The following is a 22459-nucleotide window of genomic DNA, read 5'->3' on the forward strand; positions in this document are numbered from 1 at the left end:
TATTGTTCAGTTTTCATAAAAGTATCACGAACAATATTGCTCTTATTTTACAGTACATCAATTGTAAAAAGATGTTTTTTATTTCTTCAAGCATCAATTATCACCAAAAACAAACCTAATGAGAACTATTAAAGCAGGAACAAAATCTCCCGAAGTTTATTACTTAAACGAGCTTTTGGCTAAATTAAAATACAGTGTAATTGTTTCCGATTATTTCGGAAAAGAAACAGATAATGCAATCAAAGATTTTCAGTTAAAAAACAATCTTGTGGTTGATGGAGTAGTAGGGCTTAAAACTTGGTCGACACTTTTGGAAAAAAGTAAGAATGGTTTTCAGACAAACAATAAATTATTGTCTGAGCAGGATTTAATTGATTTTTCGAATCAGTTTAAATTAGAACTGGCAGTTGTAAAAGCGGTAAACGAAGTCGAAAGCAATGGAAAAGGTTTTTTAATTGATGGACGTCCGAAGATTTTGTTTGAAGGGCATATTTTTTGGAATGAATTGAAGAAAAGAAATATCGATCCGAAAACGTATGTGAATGCTAATACACAGGACATTTTATTCGAAAAATATACTAAGAAGTATTACGTTGGCGGAACTGCAGAATATACGCGATTAGAAAAGGCAAAAAAGCTCGGCTCAGACAAAAAAATAGCCGATGCGGCAAATTGTTCAGCTTCTTGGGGACTTTTTCAAATTATGGGCTTTAATGCGGTCTCTATCGGATATAGTAATATTGATGAATTTGTAGATAAAATGAATCAAAACGAAGGAGAGCATCTAAAAGCCTTCGGACGATTTCTTGAGAAGAATAATTTGATTGGATTGCTGCGAAATAAGAATTGGGTTTCGTTTGCTTTAAAATACAACGGACCAGCCTATAAAAGCAATAAATATGACGAAAAGCTGATGAAAGCGTATCAGAAATATGCGTGAATTAAAAATTGAGAATTAAAAATTAAAAATTTAGCCTTTGCGAAACTTTGCGTAAATCTTAGCACTCTTTGCGGTAAAACTATACTCAAAGTATATCAACTTGAAACCTGAAACTTGAAATCTAAAACAAAAAACAAAACCCGACTAGTTCTTTTAAAAACAAGTCGGGTTTGTATATTAATATAAGATTTTATCTTAAACTCGCTCCAAGTTCAGTTTCAAATGTCTGCTGTAATTTAGACATGATTTTATCGATCTGAGCGTCGGTTAATGTTTTAGTATTGTCTTGAATAGTAAAACTCAAAGCATACGATTTTTTTCCTTCTGGCAATTTGTCTCCTTGATAAACATCAAATAAATTAATGTCTTTTAAAAGCGCTTTCTCAGTTTGTTTTGCTAAGTTGAAAATGCTTTCGTAAGTAGTGTTTTGGTCAATTAATAAAGCCAAATCTCTACGTACTTCTGGGTATTTAGGAATCTCAGAATACTTAATTTTTCCCGTAATTATTTTTAGAACTAAATCCCAGTTGAAATCTGCATAGTAAACATCTTGCTTGATGCCAAAATGTTTCAAAATAGGCTTTTTAATAACACCCATTTCAACCAAAATATCATTGTTGTAAGTAATCGCAGTTCCTTCAGAATAAACATCAGATTGAACTGGCGCATTTGAAATTTTTTCAATTCCTAAACGAGATAAGATTGCTTTTACATATCCTTTCAACAAGAAGAAATCTGTTGTTTTCTGCGGATTTGTCCAGCTTTCTTTGTTTCTATTTCCAGAAATCAGTAAAGAAAGGTGTTTGTGCTCTTCGTATCCGTTTAAGTACTTATGATAAGTTTTTCCGAATTCAAATAATTTTAAATCCGAATTTTTTCTATTAATGTTGTATGAAACCGCTTCTAAACCAGAAAATAATAAAGACTGGCGAAGTGTTGCTAAATCACTGCTCAACGGATTCAGCATTGATACATTATGTTCTTCTTTTAATGAAGCAGATAATTTGGCGTAAGCAGCAGTTGTCAACGAATTGGCCATCATTTCGTGGAAGCCTTGAGAATTCAATTGAGAAGCAATTACATTTTGTACTTTATAATCTTCTGTTCTTGGCGAATTGGCTACCGTAGCATTAAATTTCTTAGAGAAATTAATATTGTTATAACCGTAAACTCTTAGGATTTCTTCTATTACGTCAATTTCACGCTGAACGTCAACGCGATATGCTGGAATTGTTAAACCTAAACCAGTATCAGAAACGCTGTTTACTTTGATATCTAGAGAAACCAAGATTTTTTTGATGGTATCTTTTGGAATTTCTTGCCCGATGATTTTAGAAACATGGCTGAAATTCAATAAAACAGAGAAATCTTCCACTTTTTTAGGATACACTTCCACAACATCAGAAGTGATTTTTCCGCCAGCTACTTCTTGAATTAAAAGTGCTGCACGTTTCAATGCATATTCTGTAATCGTTGGGTCAATACCTCTTTCAAATCTGAAAGAAGCATCTGTACTCAATTGATGTCTTTTTGCTGTTTTACGAATGCTTACTGGATCAAAATAAGCACTTTCTAAGAAAATAGAGGTTGTTCCTTCAGAAACTCCAGATTTTTTACCTCCAAAAACTCCGGCAATACATAATGGCCCTTTTTCGTCGCAAATCATCAGATCCTCTTTATGAAGCGTTCTTTCAACATCGTCTAGAGTTACAAATTTAGTTCCCTCTTCAACTGTTTTTACAATGATTTTTCCGTTGATTTTTGCAGCATCAAAAGCGTGTAAAGGTTGTCCTAATTCGTGTAAAACATAATTAGTGACGTCTACAATATTGTTTTTTGGAGTTAATCCGATAGCTTTTAAACGATCTTGTAACCAGCTTGGAGATTCATGAACAGAAATTCCAGAGATAGTTACACCGCAATATCTTGGAGCTAAATGATTGTCCTCAACGTTTACGTCGATTTTTAACGTACGCATGTCTACTCTAAAATTGCTTACAGAAGGCGTAATCAATTCTACGTTTACACCACGCTGTAACATTCCCGCTCTCAAATCACGAGCAGTTCCAAAATGACTCATCGCATCGGCACGGTTTGGCGTCAATCCGATTTCAAAAACTTCATCATTTGCAATTTGGAAAACTTCAGACGCAGGAGTTCCTGGAACTAAATCTTCAGCCAAAACCATAATTCCGTCATGGCTAGTTCCTAAACCTAATTCATCTTCAGCACAGATCATTCCGTGACTTTCCTGTCCGCGGATTTTTCCTTTTTTAATGGTAAATTCTGCACCTTCTTTATCATATAAAACGGTTCCAATGGTAGCAACTGGCACTTTTTGTCCTGCAGCCACGTTTGCAGCGCCACATACAATTTGTACAGGAGCTTCTAAACCAATATTAACTGTAGTGACTTTCAATCTATCCGCATCAGGATGTTTTTCGCATGTCAAAACGTGTCCAACAACAACGCCTGCCAAGCCTCCTTTAATAGATTCATATTTTTCGACAACTTCAACTTCTAAACCTAAATCTGTTAGTAATTCAGAAGTCTGCTCAGATGTCCAATCTGTTTTAATAAATTGTTTTAACCAGTTGTAAGATATTTTCATTGTAGTTCTTTAATTCTTTGTATGAGGTTACAAATATAAGGATTGCGTGTTGGAGTAGGAAAAAATTGAGTAGTTTTTTCTAGTTGTTTTTAATTGACCGAAAAATGCTGCCTACTAATTATTTAGCAATTTATAGGCTAAAATTTTATTAAATGATTATTATAAAACACTAAAAAAACTGAATGTGTAATTTTTGTGCTACAAGATGAATGAAAAGTGCTATTCTGTTTCTTTTTATGAAACTAAATTTGGAGTAAATCAAAAAAAGAATATTATGAGTACCGCAGTAAAAAGACCTGAATTTAAGGCAAAATACGATAACTATATTGGTGGAAAATTTACCGCACCAATTACAGGAGAATACTTTGATGTAGTTTCTCCTATTGATGGAAAAGTATTTACTAAAGCAGCGCATTCTGGAAAAGAAGATCTAGAATTGGCTGTGGATACTGCTTATGAAGCATTTAAGACTTGGGGGAAAACTTCTGTAACCGAAAGAAGTATTTTATTGAATAAGATTGCACAGAAAATTGAAGACAATTTAGAATATATTGCAGCAGTTGAAACTGTGGACAACGGAAAACCAATCCGCGAAACGCTTGCGGCAGACATTCCGCTGGCAATTGACCATTTTAGATATTTTGCGGGCGTAATTCGTGCAGAAGAAAGTGCTATTTCAGAACTAGATTCGCAAACGGTTTCTATTGCGTTAAGCGAACCTCTTGGTGTTGTCGCGCAGATTATTCCGTGGAATTTTCCGATTTTAATGGCAGTCTGGAAAATCGCTGCAGCTCTTGCAGCAGGAAATACAATCGTCTTAAAACCAGCTGAAAGCACGCCGATTTCTATTATGGTTTTGATGGAATTAATTGGCGACATTCTTCCTCCTGGAGTTTTAAATATTGTAAACGGATTTGGAGCTGAATTAGGACGTCCGTTAGTAACCAATAAAAAAGTATCAAAAGCAGCATTTACAGGTTCTACTACTACAGGACGTTTAGTGATGCAGTATGCAACAGAAAATATTATTCCGGTAACTTTAGAATTGGGTGGTAAATCTCCAAATATTTTCTTCCCTTCGGTAGCAGATCACGATGATGACTTCTTTGACAAAGCCGTAGAAGGTGCTGTGTTATTTGCTTTAAATCAGGGAGAAATTTGTACTTGTCCTTCTAGATTATTAATTCACGAAGACATTTATGACAAGTTCATTAAAAAAGTGATTGAAAGAACTGAAGCTATTATAGCTGGAAATCCGTTGGATAAATCAACTATGATTGGAGCTCAGACTTCAATTGTTCAGAAAGAAAAAATCATGTCTTATATCAAATTAGGAAAAGAAGAAGGAGCAGAAGTGCTAACAGGAGGTGATGAAAATAAATTAGGAGGCGAACTGGAAGGAGGTTATTATATTAAGCCAACATTGTTTAAAGGCCATAACAAAATGAGGATTTTCCAAGAAGAGATTTTTGGGCCTGTTTTAGCGGTAACCACTTTCAAAACTACCGAAGAAGCTATCGAAATTGCCAATGATACCATGTACGGATTAGGTGCAGGAGTTTGGACACGTGACGCACACGAAATTTATCAGGTTCCTAGAGCAATTCAGTCAGGTCGTGTCTGGATCAATCAGTACCATTCTTATCCAGCAGGGGCTCCGTTTGGAGGTTACAAGCAATCTGGAATTGGTCGTGAAAACCATAAAATGATGCTGAGCCAATACCGCCAAACCAAAAACATGCTGATTTCTTATGATAAAAAGAAATTAGGATTCTTCTAAGAAAAAGATAATCAAAATCCTGGAGTATTTAGGTTGGCGACATGCATGGGGCGTTAAATGAAAATTTAATGGCATTAAGCAAACTTCCTCCAGGCAATTTTGATTTGCAAATATCCAATACAATCAAATTACAGTTTGAATGTAAGTAAATACAAATAGTTGGTTATGTTAAGCAGTAAATTTCTTTATAGAGTTTGCTGCTTTTAAATTTTAGTAGATAAAACGATGATTAAACGAATTGATGCCACAGAAAAAGCGATAGAACTGATTAAAGTTTTAAAAGAAAAACATGGCGACCTAATGTTTTATCAGGCAGGAGGATGCTGTGAAGGCACGCAGCCGCAGTGTTTCGAGAAAGGCGGTTATTATCAGCGAACAGGGGATGTTTGCATTGGTACAGTTGAAGGCGCCCAATTTTGGGTAGATAAAGATTTATTTGAATACTGGAAACATGCGCATTTTACTCTAACGGTAATTGATGCATTCGGAGTCGGTGGTTTTTCATTAGAAACTCCATTAAAGAAAACATTTCAAATTGAATACAGAATTTTCACTCCAGAAGAAGAGTTAAATCTAGAGCCGGTTACAAGGATTGAGTAAAAGTTTTAAGTCTCAGTCACAGTTTTCAGTCTCCGATAAAAAATCTTAGAATCTTAGAACCTTAGCACCTTTGATTAATATAAAGTAACTGATACTGTTTCGGCGTAATTCCTTCGTATTTTTTAAATAATCTAATGAAATAATTGGCATCTTCAAAGCCAGCTAAATAACAGACTTCGTTAATTTGAAGGGTTGGATTCTTCAAAAGATTTTTAGCACATTTTATTTTCTCATTCAAAATATATTCAATCGGACTCATTCCTAATTCGCGTTTAAAGAAACGATAGAAAGAAGTGGTGCTCATACAGGCTTTTTCGCTCAGAGATTTTAAGCTCATATTTTCTTTCAGATTCTGTTTGATATATTCTGTAACTTCTTTTATGGGATTGTTTGCGTCCAAAAATTTTCCTTCGTCTATAGATTTTACCGTTTGAGTTTGAATAATTCTAATCAATAATTCTTTTAAAGTTAAATCTGCAAAAATATCTTTGGCAACTGAAGTGCTCATACATTCTTTTATGAGTTTGTTAATTGTTGCCGCCATTTCTACATTGTTGTAAAAGAAGTAGTTTTGGTAATTCAACTGCCAATACATATTGGTTCCTTCTTTCGGATATTGTTCATTTAAGAAGTTTAATATTTCAACAATTTTATCCTGATCAATCGCTAATGCCAAACATTGTGTAGGATTGTTTTTTGAAGCCTCAGGAAAATCAATTTTCATTTCTACATTTGAAGGTACAATGACTGTTTCACCCGGAAGGTAAACAAATTCAGGATCATCAAAAAGATGCATGATTTTTTTGCCTCTCAGCATACTGGTAACCACCAAATCGTTAAATTTTAATGGGACTTTTTGAGTCGATTCGTAGGTTTCAAATAGATTTAATTCACAATTATTAAGGTTGTAAATCGTTCTGTTTTCTACAAGAGTTTTTAATGATTTCTCTTGCGATAATTGGAGCGGATTGACTAAAAATCGTTGATTGTTCATTAAATTTAATTTTTGGGTGAAGAACTAAATTTACTAAAAATATATATACAGTTTGAATATTTAAGCCTTTTTTATGCTTTGTGTAGGATCGCATAGAATAAAAAAGAGAGAATTTTGGGTCCTCTCTTTTTCTCCTAATTTATATACTAATTCAAAATTATTCGGTGGTGCAAACTCCCGCATGAACAATTAGCCAGAAACTTCCGTCTCCACTATATGTTAAGTTATAAGTATCTGTGGTAGTATTGTTTAAAGTATGCTGGTTGCCATATTGTCCAGGAGCCGCTGTAGTTGGCGGACTATCGGATAGATACACGTGTGATTCTGTAAATACGGTTCCAGAGTGAGTTGCGTTTAAGGTTACTTGTACGTTGCTTCCTTGAATGACAACGGTTACAGTTCCAGCTAAATAGCCGTTATTGATATTATTTTGTCCTGCACCTGCATACAAGTTATAAGTATAAGTTCCGTTTGTGACATTGCTGTAAGACGTAACCCAGCCCCATTTTTCTGAAAGTTGCAAACTGTTGAAAGTATTGTTGCCAAACATATAGGCAGTATCACAGGTAGTTACGGGTGGAGGTGGCGGAGTATCGCAGGTTCTCAAACAGTAATTGAAATAAGTAGCCCAATTTTTTCCAGGGAATTTAATATCACCAGCCCATCCAGTTTCAGTTCTGATAACAGTTCCGTTTACAATGTTTTTCATGCTAGAATGCGCAGCAATAAATAAACATTTGTTAGCATCCAGAACGATTGCAGAAAGAGGAATTATAAAAGTATAGCTTTGAACTAATGGATTAAAAGATTTTTTATATGGAAATTGTCCAGGAATAGGATTTCCATTTGCTAATGGTACATTGGCATAAGGACCTACATATAAATGTAATTCACTAAAATACCAATCTTGAAATGCAGTATAGGTTACGTAAAGATTTGTAGCGTCATTTTCAATTAAAACTTTTCCAGCGTTGGTAAACTGGCCAGCCATAATATTAATTGAAATTGGATCGCAGTTGGAATAAGTTCCTTTGGCAGTAGCAGAAGAGCTATTCGGTTGTGTGGCCTCAGTTTGAATGTCTGTGCTTAAGGGCTCGTTGGTACAATTGACAATCAGAAAAGCAAAAAAAACAAGTGTGATAATTTTTTTCATCGTAAAAGAAGTTAAAAAATTAGTAACAAAGAAAAATTAAAGCAATTTTAAAGGAGGGAATTTAAAATGCTGTTACAAATTTTATAACATATTTATCAGACTTCAAAAAATACTCGTCCAACGAGTTTTTTTATCGCTTAAATACTTGTTTTTTAGGTTTTTGTAAGTGTTTTGAATTTATATTAATTCTTCAACATGTTTTTTGATGTTTTCGGATATTTTTCTTGTAGGAAGATCATTTTCATCATTCCCAAATGGGTCTTCAATCTCTTCTGCAATTAGCTCTAAACTCGCCAAAACATAAAATATAAAAACTACGACAGGAGCTACCAAATACCCCAAACTTACTGAATATCCAAATGGAAGCGTCATGGTGTAAAAGAAGATGAATTTCTTAATAAATGCGCTGTAAGAGTAGGGAATAGGCGTATTTTTGATGCGCTCGCATGCCCCGCAGATATCTGTAAAAGCAACCAATTCTTCATTTATAGTAATGAGCTGTTCTCCAGTTATTTTTCCAGAATCGTACAAATCATTGATTTTGTGAAACATGATTCTTTTCAACTGATTTGGTTTGTGTTTGTGATGGTCAATTTCCAGATCAACATCTTCAAAAAGCTGTTTGCTGGTGTCTTCATCTTTTAAATGCTGATTAAGAATATCGGCATACATGGGAATATATTTTCTGAAAAACTTTCTATCATTTTCATCTTTTAAAATTGCCGAAAGCTTAATAGCCAGATTTCTGCTATTATTTACAAGTCCGCCCCAGAGTTTGCGGCCTTCCCACCATCTGTCGTAAGCAGTATTGGTTCTAAAAACAAGTAAAAGCGAAATGACAAACCCTAACATTCCATGCATAATTGGAATGTTGTGAATATAATCGTTTTTGGTTACTTTAAAATAATGGAGTTCAAGATAACATACTATTGAAGAATATATTCCAATTGCAATCATAATCGTAAACAGTTTTCGAACAGTATCCGATTTATGAAAATGAAAAATAAATGTAAACCAGTCTTTGGTATTGTATGTAATCATTGAAGTGGGTTTTGAAACAAATTTAAATTAAAAATCAACTTTTGAACGTAAAACGGAAGAAAATATTTTAACTCATTGAGGCATTCTAAATTCATTTAGAATAGACACAGACATTTACTCATGTACTTATGCAAAAAAATAAGTCTTTAAGAAATTCGAGATTCTTGGTAATAAAAAAAAATCTGCTAGATCTGCTAAATCTGCGAGAAAAAAAATAACGCGGAGATTTAGTAGATTTAGCAGATCGTATCTGGTTTTTTAATCAGGAAAGCTAAAAATTAATATTTCCTGCTAATTCTTTAAGAGCAATTTCAGATAATTTTGCTTCGTATTGTGCGTTACTGTAACGCACTTTTGCATTGACATAATTTAGCTGGGCAGTTCTAAAATCAAGTGTTGTAATGGTACCGATTTTAAATTTGTCTAGCGTGATTTCTAGATTCTGCCTAGCAATATTCTCATTATTTTCTTCTAAATCAATTAGTTCTAGGTTTGTCAAATACGTTTGAAATGCAGTGCTCAATTGCGTATTCAAAAGCGTATTCTGCTGTTCGATTGCAAGTTGTGAATTTTCAATCTGCAGTTTGGCTACTTTCTCGTTGCGATGCTGATTAAAACCGTCAAAAATATTCATCGAAGCATTAAAACCGTAGTTCAAACCTCTTGAAGACGTTTCGCTGGTAAAACCCAAACTAGACTGACTTTCAGAAAAGTTGTATCCTGAAGTTAATCTTAAAGTAGGGTATCGGTCTGCCTTTACCTGTTTGAGCTGTAATTCGGCGATACGTTTATTGATAATTTGCGCCTCTAAACCTGGATTTTGTTTTTGGGCCAAATCCATCAAATCGGCCAATACTAATTTGTTGTCTACTTTGACTTCATCTGTAACTTTGAAATCAATCTTTGGATCGCGTGCTAAATGCTGATTCAGCAAGATTTTGCCATTGGCATAAGCTTCTTTTTGTCTAAGCAAAGCAACCTGATCTGAATTTAAATCAACTTGAGCATTTAAAACTTCCAGCTTTGAAGCTTTTCCGATACTAAAGCGATTTTTTGCTAAAGTTAAGCGCTGATTCGAAATTACTATTGTAGTGTCTAGTGCCGCCAATTGTTGCTGCATTTGCACTAAATCATAATAAGCCGAATTTACCTGTGCAATTTTGACTAAAATAGTTCTTTTTAATTCTGCGTCACCCAATTTTTGAAGTTCTTTCAGCTGATCTAGTTTGGCAAACATTTTCATTCCGTCAAAAACAGTCCAACCTATACTTACACCATAATTTAAACTATTGTTTTTGGCATTATCCAATGAGGTAGATGTACCGTCTTGTCGTACTTGTGTAGAGTTGGTAATGCTATTGTTATCTGTAATGTTTGCCGTTGCTGTTGGCAGCATTCCTGCATTTCCAATTGTAACGTTTGTTTCGTTTATTTTGGAATTGTTTTTAGCAATTTTAATTTCAAAATTATTTTCCAAAGCTATAGTCATAGCTTGTTCAATAGTAAGAACTTCCTGTGCCTTTGCCTGAATAAAGCAAAAGAATAGAATAAGTACCGTACAGTATGTTTTTTTGATATTCATATTTGTTTTCTTTAACCAAAAATTGCGTTTTGGTTTCTATTTAATGCTTTCTCTTTCGTATTCGTCAATATGGTCAAATTCAGGATAATGTTTTCTAGCTTTAGACCACATTAAATAAATGGCAGGAATTACAAAAAGCGTTAAAGCCAATGAAAAAATAGTTCCTCCCACAATCACAACCCCCATACCAATTCTACTGGTTGATGCAGCTCCAAGAGACAATGCAATAGGAAGTGCTCCTAAAGCAATGGCTAAACTGGTCATTAAAATTGGACGTAAACGTGCTTCTGAAGCTTCTAAAATAGCTTCTAATTTAGGCTTTCCTTGTTCTCGTAACTGATTGGCAAATTCTACAATCAAAATACCGTTTTTGGTTACCAGACCAATCAACATTACTGTACCAATCTGGCTGAAAATATTCCATGTCTGATTGAATAGCCACAATGAGAATAGCGCTCCAGCAACGGCCATAGGAACCGTCAGGATGATAATAAACGGATCTATAAAACTTTCAAATTGTGCTGCTAGAATTAAAAAGATTAATAATAAAGCCAATCCGAATGCGAAAGAAGTATTAGAGCTACTTTCTACGAAATCTCGTGATTCCCCGGCTAAATCTGTAGTGAAACTTTCATCTAAAACCTTAGCTTTGATTCGGTCCATTTCCTCAATTCCGTCTCCCATACTTTTTCCTGGTGCTAAACCAGCAGAAACGGTTGCAGACATATATCTATTATTGTGATACAATTGCGGCGGATTACTTTGTTCGTATACTTTTACAACGTTATCCATCTGAATCAGTTCGCCGTTTTTGTTTTTTACAAACATAGAAGTCAAATCCAAAGGTTTGGATCTGTCTTTTTGATCAAACTGACCAATTACCTGATATTGCTTTCCGTTTTTAATGAAATAGCCAAAACGCTGTCCGCTTAAAGAAAGCTGTAAAGTTTGCGCAATATCAAGAATAGAAATTCCTAAACTTTCTGCTTTTGCGCGGTCAATAGTAACGTTGATTTCAGGTTTGTTAAATTTTAGGTTTACGTCTGTCGTCGAAAACACATCGCTTTTGTTTACCTCATTAATAAAAAGAGGAATTTTTTCTCGTAGTTTGTCAAAATTAGGAGCCTGAATTATGTATTGAATCGGTAATCCTCCACGTCTGTTAACAGCAATTGTAGGCTGTTGGATTACTGCCGTTTTAGCATCAGGATATTGTTTGGTCCATTTTGTTAACTTATCTGCAATTTCTTTTTGAGAGACCGTTCTTTCGTCTGGTTCTTTTAATGAAAGCCTAATAAAACCCGTGTTTGTTGCCGAAGCTCCAAAACCAGGCGCGGTAATAACCAAGCTTACTTTTTTCTCAGGAATCGAATCGTCAACTAGCTTTGAAATTTCCTGCATAAAACGGTCTGTATATTCGTATGAAGATCCTTCTGGAGTAGTCATACGCATGGTTACAGAGCTTCTATCATCATAAGGTGCTGTTTCTTTCGGAAGAATAGTAAAGAATAAATAAATCAATCCGAAACAAGCAATAAGAATAGGGAAGCTGATCCATTTTTTTTCCATAAATTTTGAAAGCGCTTCAGCATAACTGCTGTTCATTTTTTCAAAAAATGGTTCTGTTTTAATATAAAACTTCGATTTTTTCTGTTCTCCGCCTTTCATTAAATAGGCGTTTAACATTGGTGTTAAAGTAAGAGAAACGAATGCTGAAATCAATACAGCAGCACCAATTACCACTCCAAATTCCCTAAAGAGCCTTCCTACGAAACCTTCTAAAAAAATTACAGGTAAAAATACAGCAGCCAATGTTACCGAAATCGAAATTACAGCATAAAAAATTTCGTTAGAACCTTTAATCGCTGCTTCAATTGGGGACATTCCTTCTTCTACTTTTTTGAAGATATTTTCGGTTACCACAATACCATCATCTACAACCAGACCTGTTGCTAAAACAATTGCTAATAAAGTTAATACGTTAATTGAGAATCCAAATAACCACATTATGAAGAATGTAGCAATTAACGAAACCGGAATATCAATTAAAGGTCTAAAAGCAATAGCCCAGTCTCTAAAGAATAAATAGATGATAATGATTACCAATATTACAGAAATTCCCAATGTTTCGGCAACTTCTAATACTGATTTCTTTACGAAAATCGTATTGTCAAGAGCAATGTTTAATTTGATATCCTTTGGAAGATCCTTTTTTAAGGCTTCATATTTTTTATAAAACTCTTTCGAAATATCCAAGTAGTTTGCACCTGGCATCGGTACAATTGCCAAACCAATCATTGGTAAACCAGACTGGCTTAATTTGGTTTCGATATTTTCGGGACCTAATTCTGCTCCTCCAATATCACTTAATCGGACAATTTTATCTCCGTCAGTTCTAATGATGATGTTGTTGAATTCTTCTGCTTTAGAAAGATTTCCAATTGTTTTTACAGTAAGTTCAGTGTTATTACCCGTTAATTTACCTGATGGAAGTTCAACATTTTGCGCATTCAAAGCTGTACGCACATCGGCTACTGTACAGCCATAAGCGGTAAGTTTTGCAGGGTCAATCCATAAACGCATCGCGTAACGTTTCTGTCCCCAGATCTGCACGCCACTCACTCCCGGAATTGTTTCTAAACGTTGCGAAATAACATTTTCTGCATAATCGCTTAATTCTAAAGAGTTTCTTGAGTCACTCTGAACGGTCATCGAAATAATAGCGTCGCTATCAGCATCTGCTTTCGATACCACTGGCGGAGCATCAATATCTTGTGGAAGATTTCTAATGGCTTGCGAAACTTTGTCACGAACATCATTCGCAGCTTCTTCTAAATCTTTATCCAGATTAAATTCAATTGTGATATTGCTGCTTCCTTGGTTGCTGGAGGACGTAATATTTCTAATTCCGTCAATTGCATTTACAGCTTTTTCAAGAGGTTCTGTAATTTGCGATTCAATAATATCGGCATTGGCACCCGTATAATTGGTACGAATGGATACCTGTGCAGGGTCAATAGAAGGGAATTCTCGAACACCTAAAAAAGTATAACCAATAAAGCCGAATAATATAATTAATAGATTCAGTACTATGGTTAAAACAGGTCTTCTAATACTTGTAGTTGATAAACTCATTTGTAATTTTGGATTTTAGATTTCAGACTTTAGATTTCTGATTTATTGTTAAATCGCTATTATCTTTAATCTATATTCAGTCTTGCGACTTTTGACTTTAAAACTTTTGGCTTTAGAACTATTTTACTTTAACCTTAATTGGAGCTTCGTCTTTTAATGACATAACACCGCTTGTGATCAAAGTATCTCCAGGTTTTAATCCTGCTAAAATTAAAATTGAAGAATCTGTTCTTGTCGTTGCGTCAACCATTACTTCTTTTGCTTGGCCATTATTGGCGACATATACTTTTTTACCGTCTTGAATAGGTACAATTGCTTGAGAAGGAACAACTATGGCATCTTTAATGATATTTAAAGGCAATTTGATATCTGCAAAAGTTCCAGGAAAAAGTTTTCCGTCAATATTATCAGCAAGGGCACGAATTTGAAGTGTACGCGTTGCTACGGCTACTTCTGGTTCGATAGCATAAATTTTTGCATTGTACGTTTTGTCTGATCCAGAAACTTTAAAATCAATTACTGATCCTGACTTTACTTCTGCAGCATATTTTTCAGGAATTGAAAAAGTAATTTTCAATTTGCTGGTATTTACCAGTTTTGCCACCAAAACAGTAGGAGTGATATAAGTTCCTGGAGAGATGTTTCGTAAACCAATTTTCCCTGAAAATGGCGCTCTAACAGATGTTTTAGAAATCTGTGCTCGTATTAATTGAGATTGGGCTTGGGCAGAAGCAAGGTCAGCTTTTGCAACATCAGCTTCTTCTTGGCTTATGGCTTCTTTCTGCAACAGTAATTTTGCTCTTCTTGCGTTTTCAGCGGCCAAATCTTCTCGGGTTAAAGCTTGTCTTAATTGCGCTTTTAACTCAATATCATTTACTTTTAAAAGTACCTGTCCTTTAGTAACGTTGGTGCCTTCATTAAAAAATATTCCTTCAACAATTCCTGAAACCTCACTATGAATTTCTACTTGTTCATTAGCTTCAATAGATCCTGATAAAGCTAAATTATTGTCAAAAGTGGCCGTTTTTATTACGATTCCATTAACAGTTGTTGGAGATTTTTTATCATTAAACTTTTTTGAGTCTTCATTTTTTCCTTTGTTAGATATGATTCTGTAGGTAATAAAGCCTCCAATTGTAATGATTAAAAGCGTGTAAATGAGGTGTTTTAATTTCATAAACTTGAGGTAAATATAGATTTTAGGTATGTGTTTTGGTAAGCTTGCAAATTTAACTTTTTGATGTGAAATCGGAAGCTGTTAGCTTTTATTTAACATTTGTATGTACAAAGGTTTGCATTTAGACTAGATACGGGGTAAAAGGTTTAATTAAAGATTAATTTTTTTTTGAAAAAATAAATGAAACTTCGTCAAAAGTATGTTTTGTTATGTGGTCCAAAGGCAGGCTGTCTCTACATCGGAAGAAATTTTGCGCAATTTGTCTGATTTTTTTGCAGTTTATCGATTTTATTTGTAACATTGATATGTTAAACAAAATGAAAAAAAATAACATAAAGGCTAACGGTTGTGTTTGCTTTTTATGTTAAAATATGTATGCAGAAGTTGTTTTTTTTGGTTTTTGATTATATATAATGAATAATTATGTTAACAAGTGTTTATGCTTTGTTGTTAATAATATAAAAAAAATAATTTATGAGGAAAAAATTACTTCTCGGTTTATGGTTTACATTTTTACTTCTTTCAATTGGCTATCTGTTTTGGCAGAACGAGTTTAAGTACAGCCTTCCAACTCCTATTCCAAAGAATTATAAGGCTATTGCGATGGGATCTAATATAGAACTTGGTCCATGTTGTGCATTTGATAATAAACCCATTTTTGTACATTTCTTTAACCCCGAATGTCCCTGTTCTCGGTTCAATGTACCACATGTGAGTGATTTGATAAAAAAATATGGAGATCAGATCAATTTTAAAATTGTTGTTTTGAACAAACAGAAAAAATTTACTATTGATGAAATTCAGCAAAAGTTTGACGCTGAGATTCCTGTTTACTTTGACGAATCAATTGCTGAAAAATGTGGCGTTATTTCAACACCTCAGGCTGTTTTGCTAGATCAGTCGCATAATTTGTATTATAGAGGCAATTACAATAAAACCCGATATTGTACGGATACTCGAAGCAATTATGCCCAAATGGCGATCGATTCGCTCCTTAGTAGAAAAGGAAATCCGTCTTTTAATGCCTTAGCTCTTAGAGCTTACGGATGCTCATTACCTAAATGTACTAAATAACTATTTTTTCCAAAAACCTAAAACTAATAACCTATGAAAACAAAAGCTAGCTTAAACGAACAAGACTATCTGCACAGTTTTATGTCTACAATGACACAAAAATCAGATACAATTATCAATTATGTACTTGCAGTATATTTTCTACTGGGTATCGGACTTTCTTTTAAATACGATACTTTCGAGATTGGTGTTGGCGTTGGAACACTGAATCTTTTGTTGTACTACTCGGCAAAATTTTTCATGAAAAATTCTAAATTTTACCAGTATGTTCTGTCTGTTGTTCTGGCAATTTTTATGGCGCAGTACATTTATCAAATGCACGGAATGTTCGAAATGCATTTTACGGTATTTATTGCAAGTACGATTTTAATTATTTATCAGAACTGGAAACTCCAGATTCCGCTTACCTTGCTCGTTGTAGTACATCATGCGGGACTAGCTTATTTGCAAAACTATATTTATAATGATGCTAACGGATTTCAAGTATATTTTTCGCAATTAAATTTTGATCTTGAAACTTTGATTATCCATACCGTTTTAGCCGCTGTTGTATTTTTTATGAACGGTTACTGGGCGTATTATTTTAAAGAACATAGCGAAAATCACATTTCAAAAATTTCAGACGAATACGAGTTGGAAAACATGAAATTGGCTTCGGCGAAATACAGTTCAATGTCTGCTACAAAAGATTACAATGATTTTATTCATAGAACAACTTTAGATTTAAAGTTACCTGTAAATTCTGTTTTAAAGCTTATTGATGTTTCGAAAGGACATACAGATAATGATAAATTACTGAGTTATCTTGAAATGATGAGGGAAAGCGCCAAAAAAATAGATGATTTAGTTAATGATATTCATGTAAAATCGACAAACAGCAGGAATTAGAACTCGAGTTAAGCCCTAAAACGATACTAATATTTTTTAAACCAATTGTATGTTTAAGTATGATTTACCAACTGCAGTGCCTACACTGCATAATCTTAAAAAAATAATTGAAGATTTTTTGAATGAAAGCATAACATTAGATTCGATCGAAAAAATTAAAATCCAATCTGATTTTGAAATAGAGGTAAGAGAGATTTTTAAAAATTACCAAACTAGCTCTCATGTTTATGATCTCGATTTTCAGTATAAAAAGCTGATCCAGATCGTGAACGATATTCGCCAGCTTAATCTTGCGGTTGATAATGAGATTCCTGAATGGCTTGAAAATGAACTTGAAACTGTTTTTCGCAAAATCAGAAATATTCTCCTTGTCTTGGAGATCGAGTCAAATTGAAAATGGTTTAAAGGATTCATTTTATACTTACTGAATTGTAAATTAATTTAAATGTAAAATTTATGGATACCAGATTGCACCGTCCTACACCTTCTGATAGAGAAGTGGACTGGAATAAGAATAAAGTACTGCTTAGTAAAACTGACAAAAAGGGAACCATTTTATACGCGAATGAAGACTTTATAGATGTTTCTGGTTACGATGAATTTGAACTTGTCGGCCAGCCACATAATGTAATTCGCCATCCAGATATGCCTAAGGTTATTTTTAAGTTCTTGTGGGATAGCATTAAGTCTAGCGAAAATATCCATGTCATCATAAAGAACATGGCCAAAACGGGACGTTATTACTGGGTTGTAACCGATTTTAAAATTGTAGCAGATACCGATGGTGAAATTGTAGGTTTCTTTTGTACCCGAAAATCGGTTCCGAATGATATCATTGTAAAATTTATAGAGCCTTTGTACAAGAAACTTTTGCAGATTGAAGAAACCAGTGGTATGCACGCTTCAGAGGAGTATTTGGTGGGTTTTCTAGAAGAAAGAAAAAAAAACTACATGGAATATATCGATCATTTGATTGCAACTGGAAAAGACGATAAAAACAAAATAAGCAAAGGTTTGTTCAGCGGGCTTTTTGAAAAAAAGAATGATGTGAAAAAGAAATAATCAAATATATACTTCATTGTTTCTAAAAAAAATATTCAACCCCAAAATTTGTCCCCCAGCAAAACTAAATCACATGAATATTAGAATTCAATGAAGTATTTTTTTTAAGATGCTAAGGTTCTAAGATGCTAAGCTTTTTAGTTTAATGTACAAAAGGTTGAAAAGGTTAATTAATTAACCTTTTCAACCTTTCTTTTTAAAGTATCTTAGAACTTTAGAATCTAGCTAATATAATTCCAAATATTCTTTTTCTTAGTTAACTCAATGAAGATGTTTCTTAAAACAGCATGCTCAGGTTTTTGAAGAGCAGAATCTTCTTTTAGGATTTTCATGGCGTAATTTCGAGCTAAAGAGAGAATTTCTCTATCCTTAACAATATCTGCAATTTGAAGATTTAACACACCGCTTTGCTGTGTTCCCATCATGTCACCAGGGCCTCGGAGTTTTAAGTCCACTTCTGCAATTTCAAAGCCGTCATTGGTCTTCACCATAGTTTCCATTCTGGTTTTACTGTCAGAACTTAGTTTATGGCCAGTCATTAAAATGCAATAACTTTGTTCTGCACCACGACCGACACGTCCGCGCAACTGGTGCAATTGCGAAAGTCCAAACCTTTCGGCACTTTCTATAATCATTACACTGGCATTTGGCACGTTTACACCAACTTCAATTACAGTTGTAGCAACCATGATATTGGTTTTTCCTTCAGAGAAACGCTTCATTTCTGCATCTTTATCTGCAGGTTTCATTTTTCCGTGAAGTATCGAAATAGAGTATTGAGGCAATGGAAAATCACGAGAAATGCTTTCGTAACCATCCATTAAATCCTTATAATCCATTTTTTCAGATTCCTGAATCAAAGGATAAACTATGTAAATCTGTCTACCTTTTGCAATTTCGTCACGAAGAAATTTCCATACTTTCAATCTATTCGTATCATAACGATGTACGGTTTGAATTGGTTTTCTTCCAGGAGGCAATTCATCTATAACTGAAATATCCAAATCACCGTATAAACTCATTGCCAAAGTTCTCGGAATTGGAGTGGCGGTCATAACCAAAACGTGTGGCGGAATATCATTTTTCTTCCACAATTTTGATCTTTGCTCTACACCAAAACGATGCTGTTCATCAATCACGGCTAGACCTAAATTCTGAAACTGTACTTTATCTTCTAACAGAGCATGTGTTCCAATCAGAATTTTAAGTTCTCCGCTTTCCAGTTCGTCATGAATAATTTTTCTTTCAGAAGTTTTTGTAGAACCCGTTAATATTCGAATATTGATATTTAATGTTTTAGCAAATTCCGACAAACCAAGAAAATGCTGATTGGCCAAGATTTCTGTCGGTGCCATCAAACAAGCCTGAAAACCATTGTCAATAGCCAAAAGCATGCTCATAAAAGCCACAATCGTTTTTCCAGAACCTACGTCACCTTGAAGTAAACGGTTCATTTGGGCGTTACTTCCCATATCGGTTCTGATTTCTTTGATTACTCTTTTTTGAGCATTCGTTAAATCAAAAGGAAGGTGATTTTTATAAAATTCATTAAAAAGTTCGCCCACTTTATCAAATGGATGCCCTTTTATTTTATGTTTTCGAATGAGATTTTTTGTAATTAACTGCAGCTGAATAAAGAATAATTCTTCAAATTTCAGTCTAAATTGCGCTTTAGCTAAAATCTCTGCACTTTTTGGAAAATGAATATTGAATAACGCGGCACGTTTCGGAATCAGCTTTAATTCTTCTATTAAAAATGGCGGAAAAGTTTCAGTAAACAACGCCTGTGTTTCCAAAAAAAGCTGTTCCATCAATTTATTGATCGTACGGTTCGAAATGCCTTTATTAGCTAAAGTTTCTGTTGAAGGATAAACAGGTTGCATAGCCGAACGCAAACTTCTTTCGTGTTCGCTAAGCAATTCAATCTCGGGATGCGCCATACTGAATTGGCTTCCGTAAAGAGAACATTTTCCAAAAATAACCAAAGGTTCATTAAGTTTTAAACTTTCACGAATCCATTTATGGCCTTGAAACCAGTTTAAATCAATTTGTCCCGTATCATCAACAAAACTAGCAACAAGACGTTTTTTGTTTTTAGCAAATTCAACTGTTTTGATGTGGATTATTTTGCCAATAATCTGAACTTCAGAACCCGTATTTTGCAATTCGTTAATCTTATAATAACGCGTTCTGTCAATGTATCGATTTGGAAAAAGATTGACTAAATCTCCATATTTATGAATGCCCAATTCCTTACGAAGCAGCTGGCCACGGCTTGGACCAACGCCTTTTAAGTATTCAATTGGAGTTTCGAGAAGATTATTAGACATTCGAAGATTAGATTTTATAGAAGCAAGATTAAAAGAGGCAAGAAGAAAGAAAAATGACAAGCATTATCTTTTTTCTTTCTTCTATATTCTTTTCTCTTTTTAGAAAGCGAAGATAAATTTTAATTAGGAAAATTGAAAATGAATTCTGTGGTAAAATTTAAAGATGAATACTGTTTTGATTTAAATTATATCGTTTAAAATAATGACATTGTATCTTGAGATCCAAGTATTTTATTTTCCTCTCAGTATTATTTTAATAAAAAAGATATTTGTTAGATTTGTTCAAATTATAAGCCTAATATAATGAAAGAAAAAAAAGTTCCTTTTGAAACCCTTGTCTTTTCTGGGGTTACATTCAAGATAATTAACCGACATGAAGCGCACAATATCATTGGAGATCTAACCGATTTCAAGAATCAGAAAATCTACAATGTTTTTGAAGATACTTGGCGTTTTCCCGATTACGAAGAAAATTCGATATTTCTGTTAGCAGAAAATGATGTGGAAATGGATTTGTTTGAGATGGATTTCAGTACCGAAGAACATCCCGATATTTTCATTTTAGGTTTTATTTTTAAAGGAAATCTAACCGTTACAAAACTGATCAGTTCTTATGATACGGATAATTCTCCGGCTTTAATCGTTTTAGGAAAAACTACAACAGTAAATATTAACTTGTTTGGAAGTGTGCATTATTTGGGCGGAGGTCTGCAATGCGACACACTTGCAGGAGAATACAATCACGGAGAACTTTTTGTAAAAGGAGATCTTACAGCATGGCTAATTTATAGCGATGATATGTTATTTCATTTTGAACGTTTTACAGACGTTCAGGCAATTATCAGTGCCAATAGACCCGATATTCTAATCTGCAGCAATGTTCAGGATACCGACGGATCTATTATAACTGTTGAGAATTATCTGCCTTCAACGCATAAATTATCTGATATTGTAGAAGATTCTTTTGTCGAAAATTCAGATTATAACGAAGAAATATTAGGCAATAACTATTTAGAAGTTTTTAAAGAAGGTCTTTCAATTTTAGATTACGACAAAAAGGATAAATATATGTATGCTGATTTCCGAAGTCAGTTTATTAATATGGTTGAAGTTCTGTCTGAAACTGAAGAACAGAAAGAAAACGGAAAAATTGTTAGACATGTTTCAGGAACAACTTATTTGTTTATTCCTTTTGATTATGAAGGAAAAAAATACAGCCAGATTTCTGAAGAAATTGCGAATGGTTTTGGCATAAGAATGCGCGCTTTATGGTGTCATGAAGACCAAGAAATTATGCTTATTTTGGAATATCTAGATGAAAACGGAGATCCGAAATACCAATGGATGAATGATGAAAATGCTCCAGGAATTGAACTTTTCTGCGTGAAAAATGCGGTCATGAAAACTTTTGAAATATTGACCGCTGAAGTTGTTGAGGAAGGCGGCGAAGCTGATGATGAAACAGAGTATTCAGATTACAGTAATAGATTTTCATTGGAAGAATATGCTTCTCAATTTGGCAATTATAAACTGCCTGAAGATTTAGTGAAGCTATTTGAATTTGAGCAGGAATATGGTGTAGAAACGTTTTCAGAATGTTTTGGGCTTACCATAACTGATGATAAAACGGGTATAAAAACTTGGTCTGAAGAAGAAGAATTCTATAATAGTTTTATCGAATTTGCAGGTGCAAACGGTTCAGGAAGCTCTTATGCATACTGGATTATTGATAAAGATTTGAATAATTGCCCAATTGTTGTTTTTGGAGACGAAGGCGGAGTTCATGTTGTAGCAGAAAACACTCAAAAACTGATTCAGCTTCTAACATTCGATACTGAAATTTCTGTTGATTTTGATAAAGCTTATTTTTATCAAGACGAAGAATATTACGAAGAAAGTGAAAATAAGGAAGAGTTTCGCGAATGGGTGAAAGAAGAGTTTGATTTGGAGGCAATAGATTCTAATGAAGATGCAAATGAAATTGTAGAAGAGGCACAGAGAAAATATAAACAAAAGTTTAACGACTTTTTAGTAAAGTTTGGCATTGAAATCAGTGAGGAAGATGAATAGTGTTTTTTATCTTTGAAAAAAA

The 22459-nt window shown here is 34.0% G+C and carries 16 protein-coding genes; 8 read left to right on the plus strand and 8 right to left on the minus strand.

Annotated elements, in window-relative coordinates:
* Positions 1–118: 118 nt before the first annotated feature.
* The gene (locus tag FF52_RS06485) at positions 119–940 is read left to right on the plus strand and encodes an N-acetylmuramidase domain-containing protein (protein WP_008463971.1); all 822 of its coding nucleotides are present in this window, start codon (positions 119–121) and stop codon (positions 938–940) included.
* 190 nt (positions 941–1130) lie between these two features.
* Here FF52_RS06485 and pheT read toward each other — a convergent pair whose 3' ends face one another.
* Positions 1131–3551, minus strand: coding sequence for a phenylalanine--tRNA ligase subunit beta (gene pheT, locus FF52_RS06490; protein WP_008463974.1), 2421 nt, complete (start codon positions 3549–3551; stop codon positions 1131–1133).
* A gap of 274 nt (positions 3552–3825) precedes the next feature.
* Between pheT and FF52_RS06495 the strand changes: the two genes are divergently transcribed.
* The gene (locus tag FF52_RS06495; protein ID WP_035691075.1) at positions 3826–5331 is read left to right on the plus strand and encodes an aldehyde dehydrogenase family protein; all 1506 of its coding nucleotides are present in this window, start codon (positions 3826–3828) and stop codon (positions 5329–5331) included.
* A 225-nt stretch (positions 5332–5556) separates the two neighbouring features.
* Positions 5557–5931, plus strand: a complete 375-nt coding sequence (locus FF52_RS06500; protein ID WP_008463977.1) for a DUF779 domain-containing protein — start codon at positions 5557–5559, stop codon at positions 5929–5931.
* A gap of 61 nt (positions 5932–5992) precedes the next feature.
* Here FF52_RS06500 and FF52_RS06505 read toward each other — a convergent pair whose 3' ends face one another.
* From FF52_RS06505 to FF52_RS06530, 6 genes are all read right to left on the minus strand, one after another.
* Positions 5993–6925 (minus strand): AraC family transcriptional regulator, encoded by a 933-nt coding sequence (locus FF52_RS06505; protein WP_008463978.1) that lies wholly within the window; start codon positions 6923–6925, stop codon positions 5993–5995.
* 157 nt (positions 6926–7082) lie between these two features.
* Positions 7083–8078 (minus strand): hypothetical protein, encoded by a 996-nt coding sequence (locus tag FF52_RS06510; RefSeq protein WP_008463980.1) that lies wholly within the window; start codon positions 8076–8078, stop codon positions 7083–7085.
* 177 nt (positions 8079–8255) lie between these two features.
* Entirely contained in the window at positions 8256–9119 is an 864-nt protein-coding gene (locus FF52_RS06515; RefSeq protein ID WP_008463983.1) for a bestrophin family protein, read from the minus strand.
* 271 nt (positions 9120–9390) lie between these two features.
* Positions 9391–10701, minus strand: a complete 1311-nt coding sequence (locus tag FF52_RS06520) for a TolC family protein (RefSeq protein ID WP_008463984.1) — start codon at positions 10699–10701, stop codon at positions 9391–9393.
* Between the two features lie 36 nt (positions 10702–10737).
* Positions 10738–13836, minus strand: a complete 3099-nt coding sequence (locus FF52_RS06525; RefSeq protein WP_008463985.1) for an efflux RND transporter permease subunit — start codon at positions 13834–13836, stop codon at positions 10738–10740.
* Between the two features lie 118 nt (positions 13837–13954).
* The gene (locus FF52_RS06530) at positions 13955–15013 is read right to left on the minus strand and encodes an efflux RND transporter periplasmic adaptor subunit (protein WP_008463987.1); all 1059 of its coding nucleotides are present in this window, start codon (positions 15011–15013) and stop codon (positions 13955–13957) included.
* Positions 15014–15487: 474 nt separating this feature from the next.
* On the opposite strand from FF52_RS06530, the gene FF52_RS06535 reads away from it, so the two are divergent.
* The 4 genes from FF52_RS06535 (at position 15488) to FF52_RS06550 (ending at position 18037) form a co-directional block, all read left to right on the plus strand.
* Entirely contained in the window at positions 15488–16087 is a 600-nt protein-coding gene (locus tag FF52_RS06535; RefSeq protein ID WP_008463989.1) for a TlpA family protein disulfide reductase, read from the plus strand.
* A gap of 33 nt (positions 16088–16120) precedes the next feature.
* Positions 16121–16975 carry a hypothetical protein gene (locus tag FF52_RS06540; RefSeq protein WP_008463991.1) on the plus strand — a complete coding sequence of 285 codons (855 nt, stop codon included), beginning with the start codon at positions 16121–16123 and terminating at the stop codon, positions 16973–16975.
* A gap of 49 nt (positions 16976–17024) precedes the next feature.
* Complete coding sequence (locus FF52_RS06545) at positions 17025–17369, plus strand: hypothetical protein (RefSeq protein WP_008463993.1); 345 nt, start codon at positions 17025–17027, stop codon at positions 17367–17369.
* Between the two features lie 62 nt (positions 17370–17431).
* Positions 17432–18037 carry a PAS domain-containing protein gene (locus tag FF52_RS06550; protein ID WP_008463995.1) on the plus strand — a complete coding sequence of 202 codons (606 nt, stop codon included), beginning with the start codon at positions 17432–17434 and terminating at the stop codon, positions 18035–18037.
* A gap of 221 nt (positions 18038–18258) precedes the next feature.
* On the opposite strand, the gene recG is transcribed toward FF52_RS06550, so the two are convergent.
* Positions 18259–20367: an ATP-dependent DNA helicase RecG gene (recG, locus tag FF52_RS06555; RefSeq protein ID WP_008463996.1), complete on the minus strand. Its 2109-nt coding sequence runs from the start codon at positions 20365–20367 to the stop codon at positions 18259–18261.
* Between the two features lie 303 nt (positions 20368–20670).
* On the opposite strand from recG, the gene FF52_RS06560 reads away from it, so the two are divergent.
* Positions 20671–22437 (plus strand): hypothetical protein, encoded by a 1767-nt coding sequence (locus tag FF52_RS06560; protein WP_008463997.1) that lies wholly within the window; start codon positions 20671–20673, stop codon positions 22435–22437.
* Positions 22438–22459: the final 22 nt, after the last annotated feature.

The organism is Flavobacterium sp. F52 (assembly GCF_000278705.1).
Classification (GTDB): domain Bacteria; phylum Bacteroidota; class Bacteroidia; order Flavobacteriales; family Flavobacteriaceae; genus Flavobacterium; species Flavobacterium anhuiense.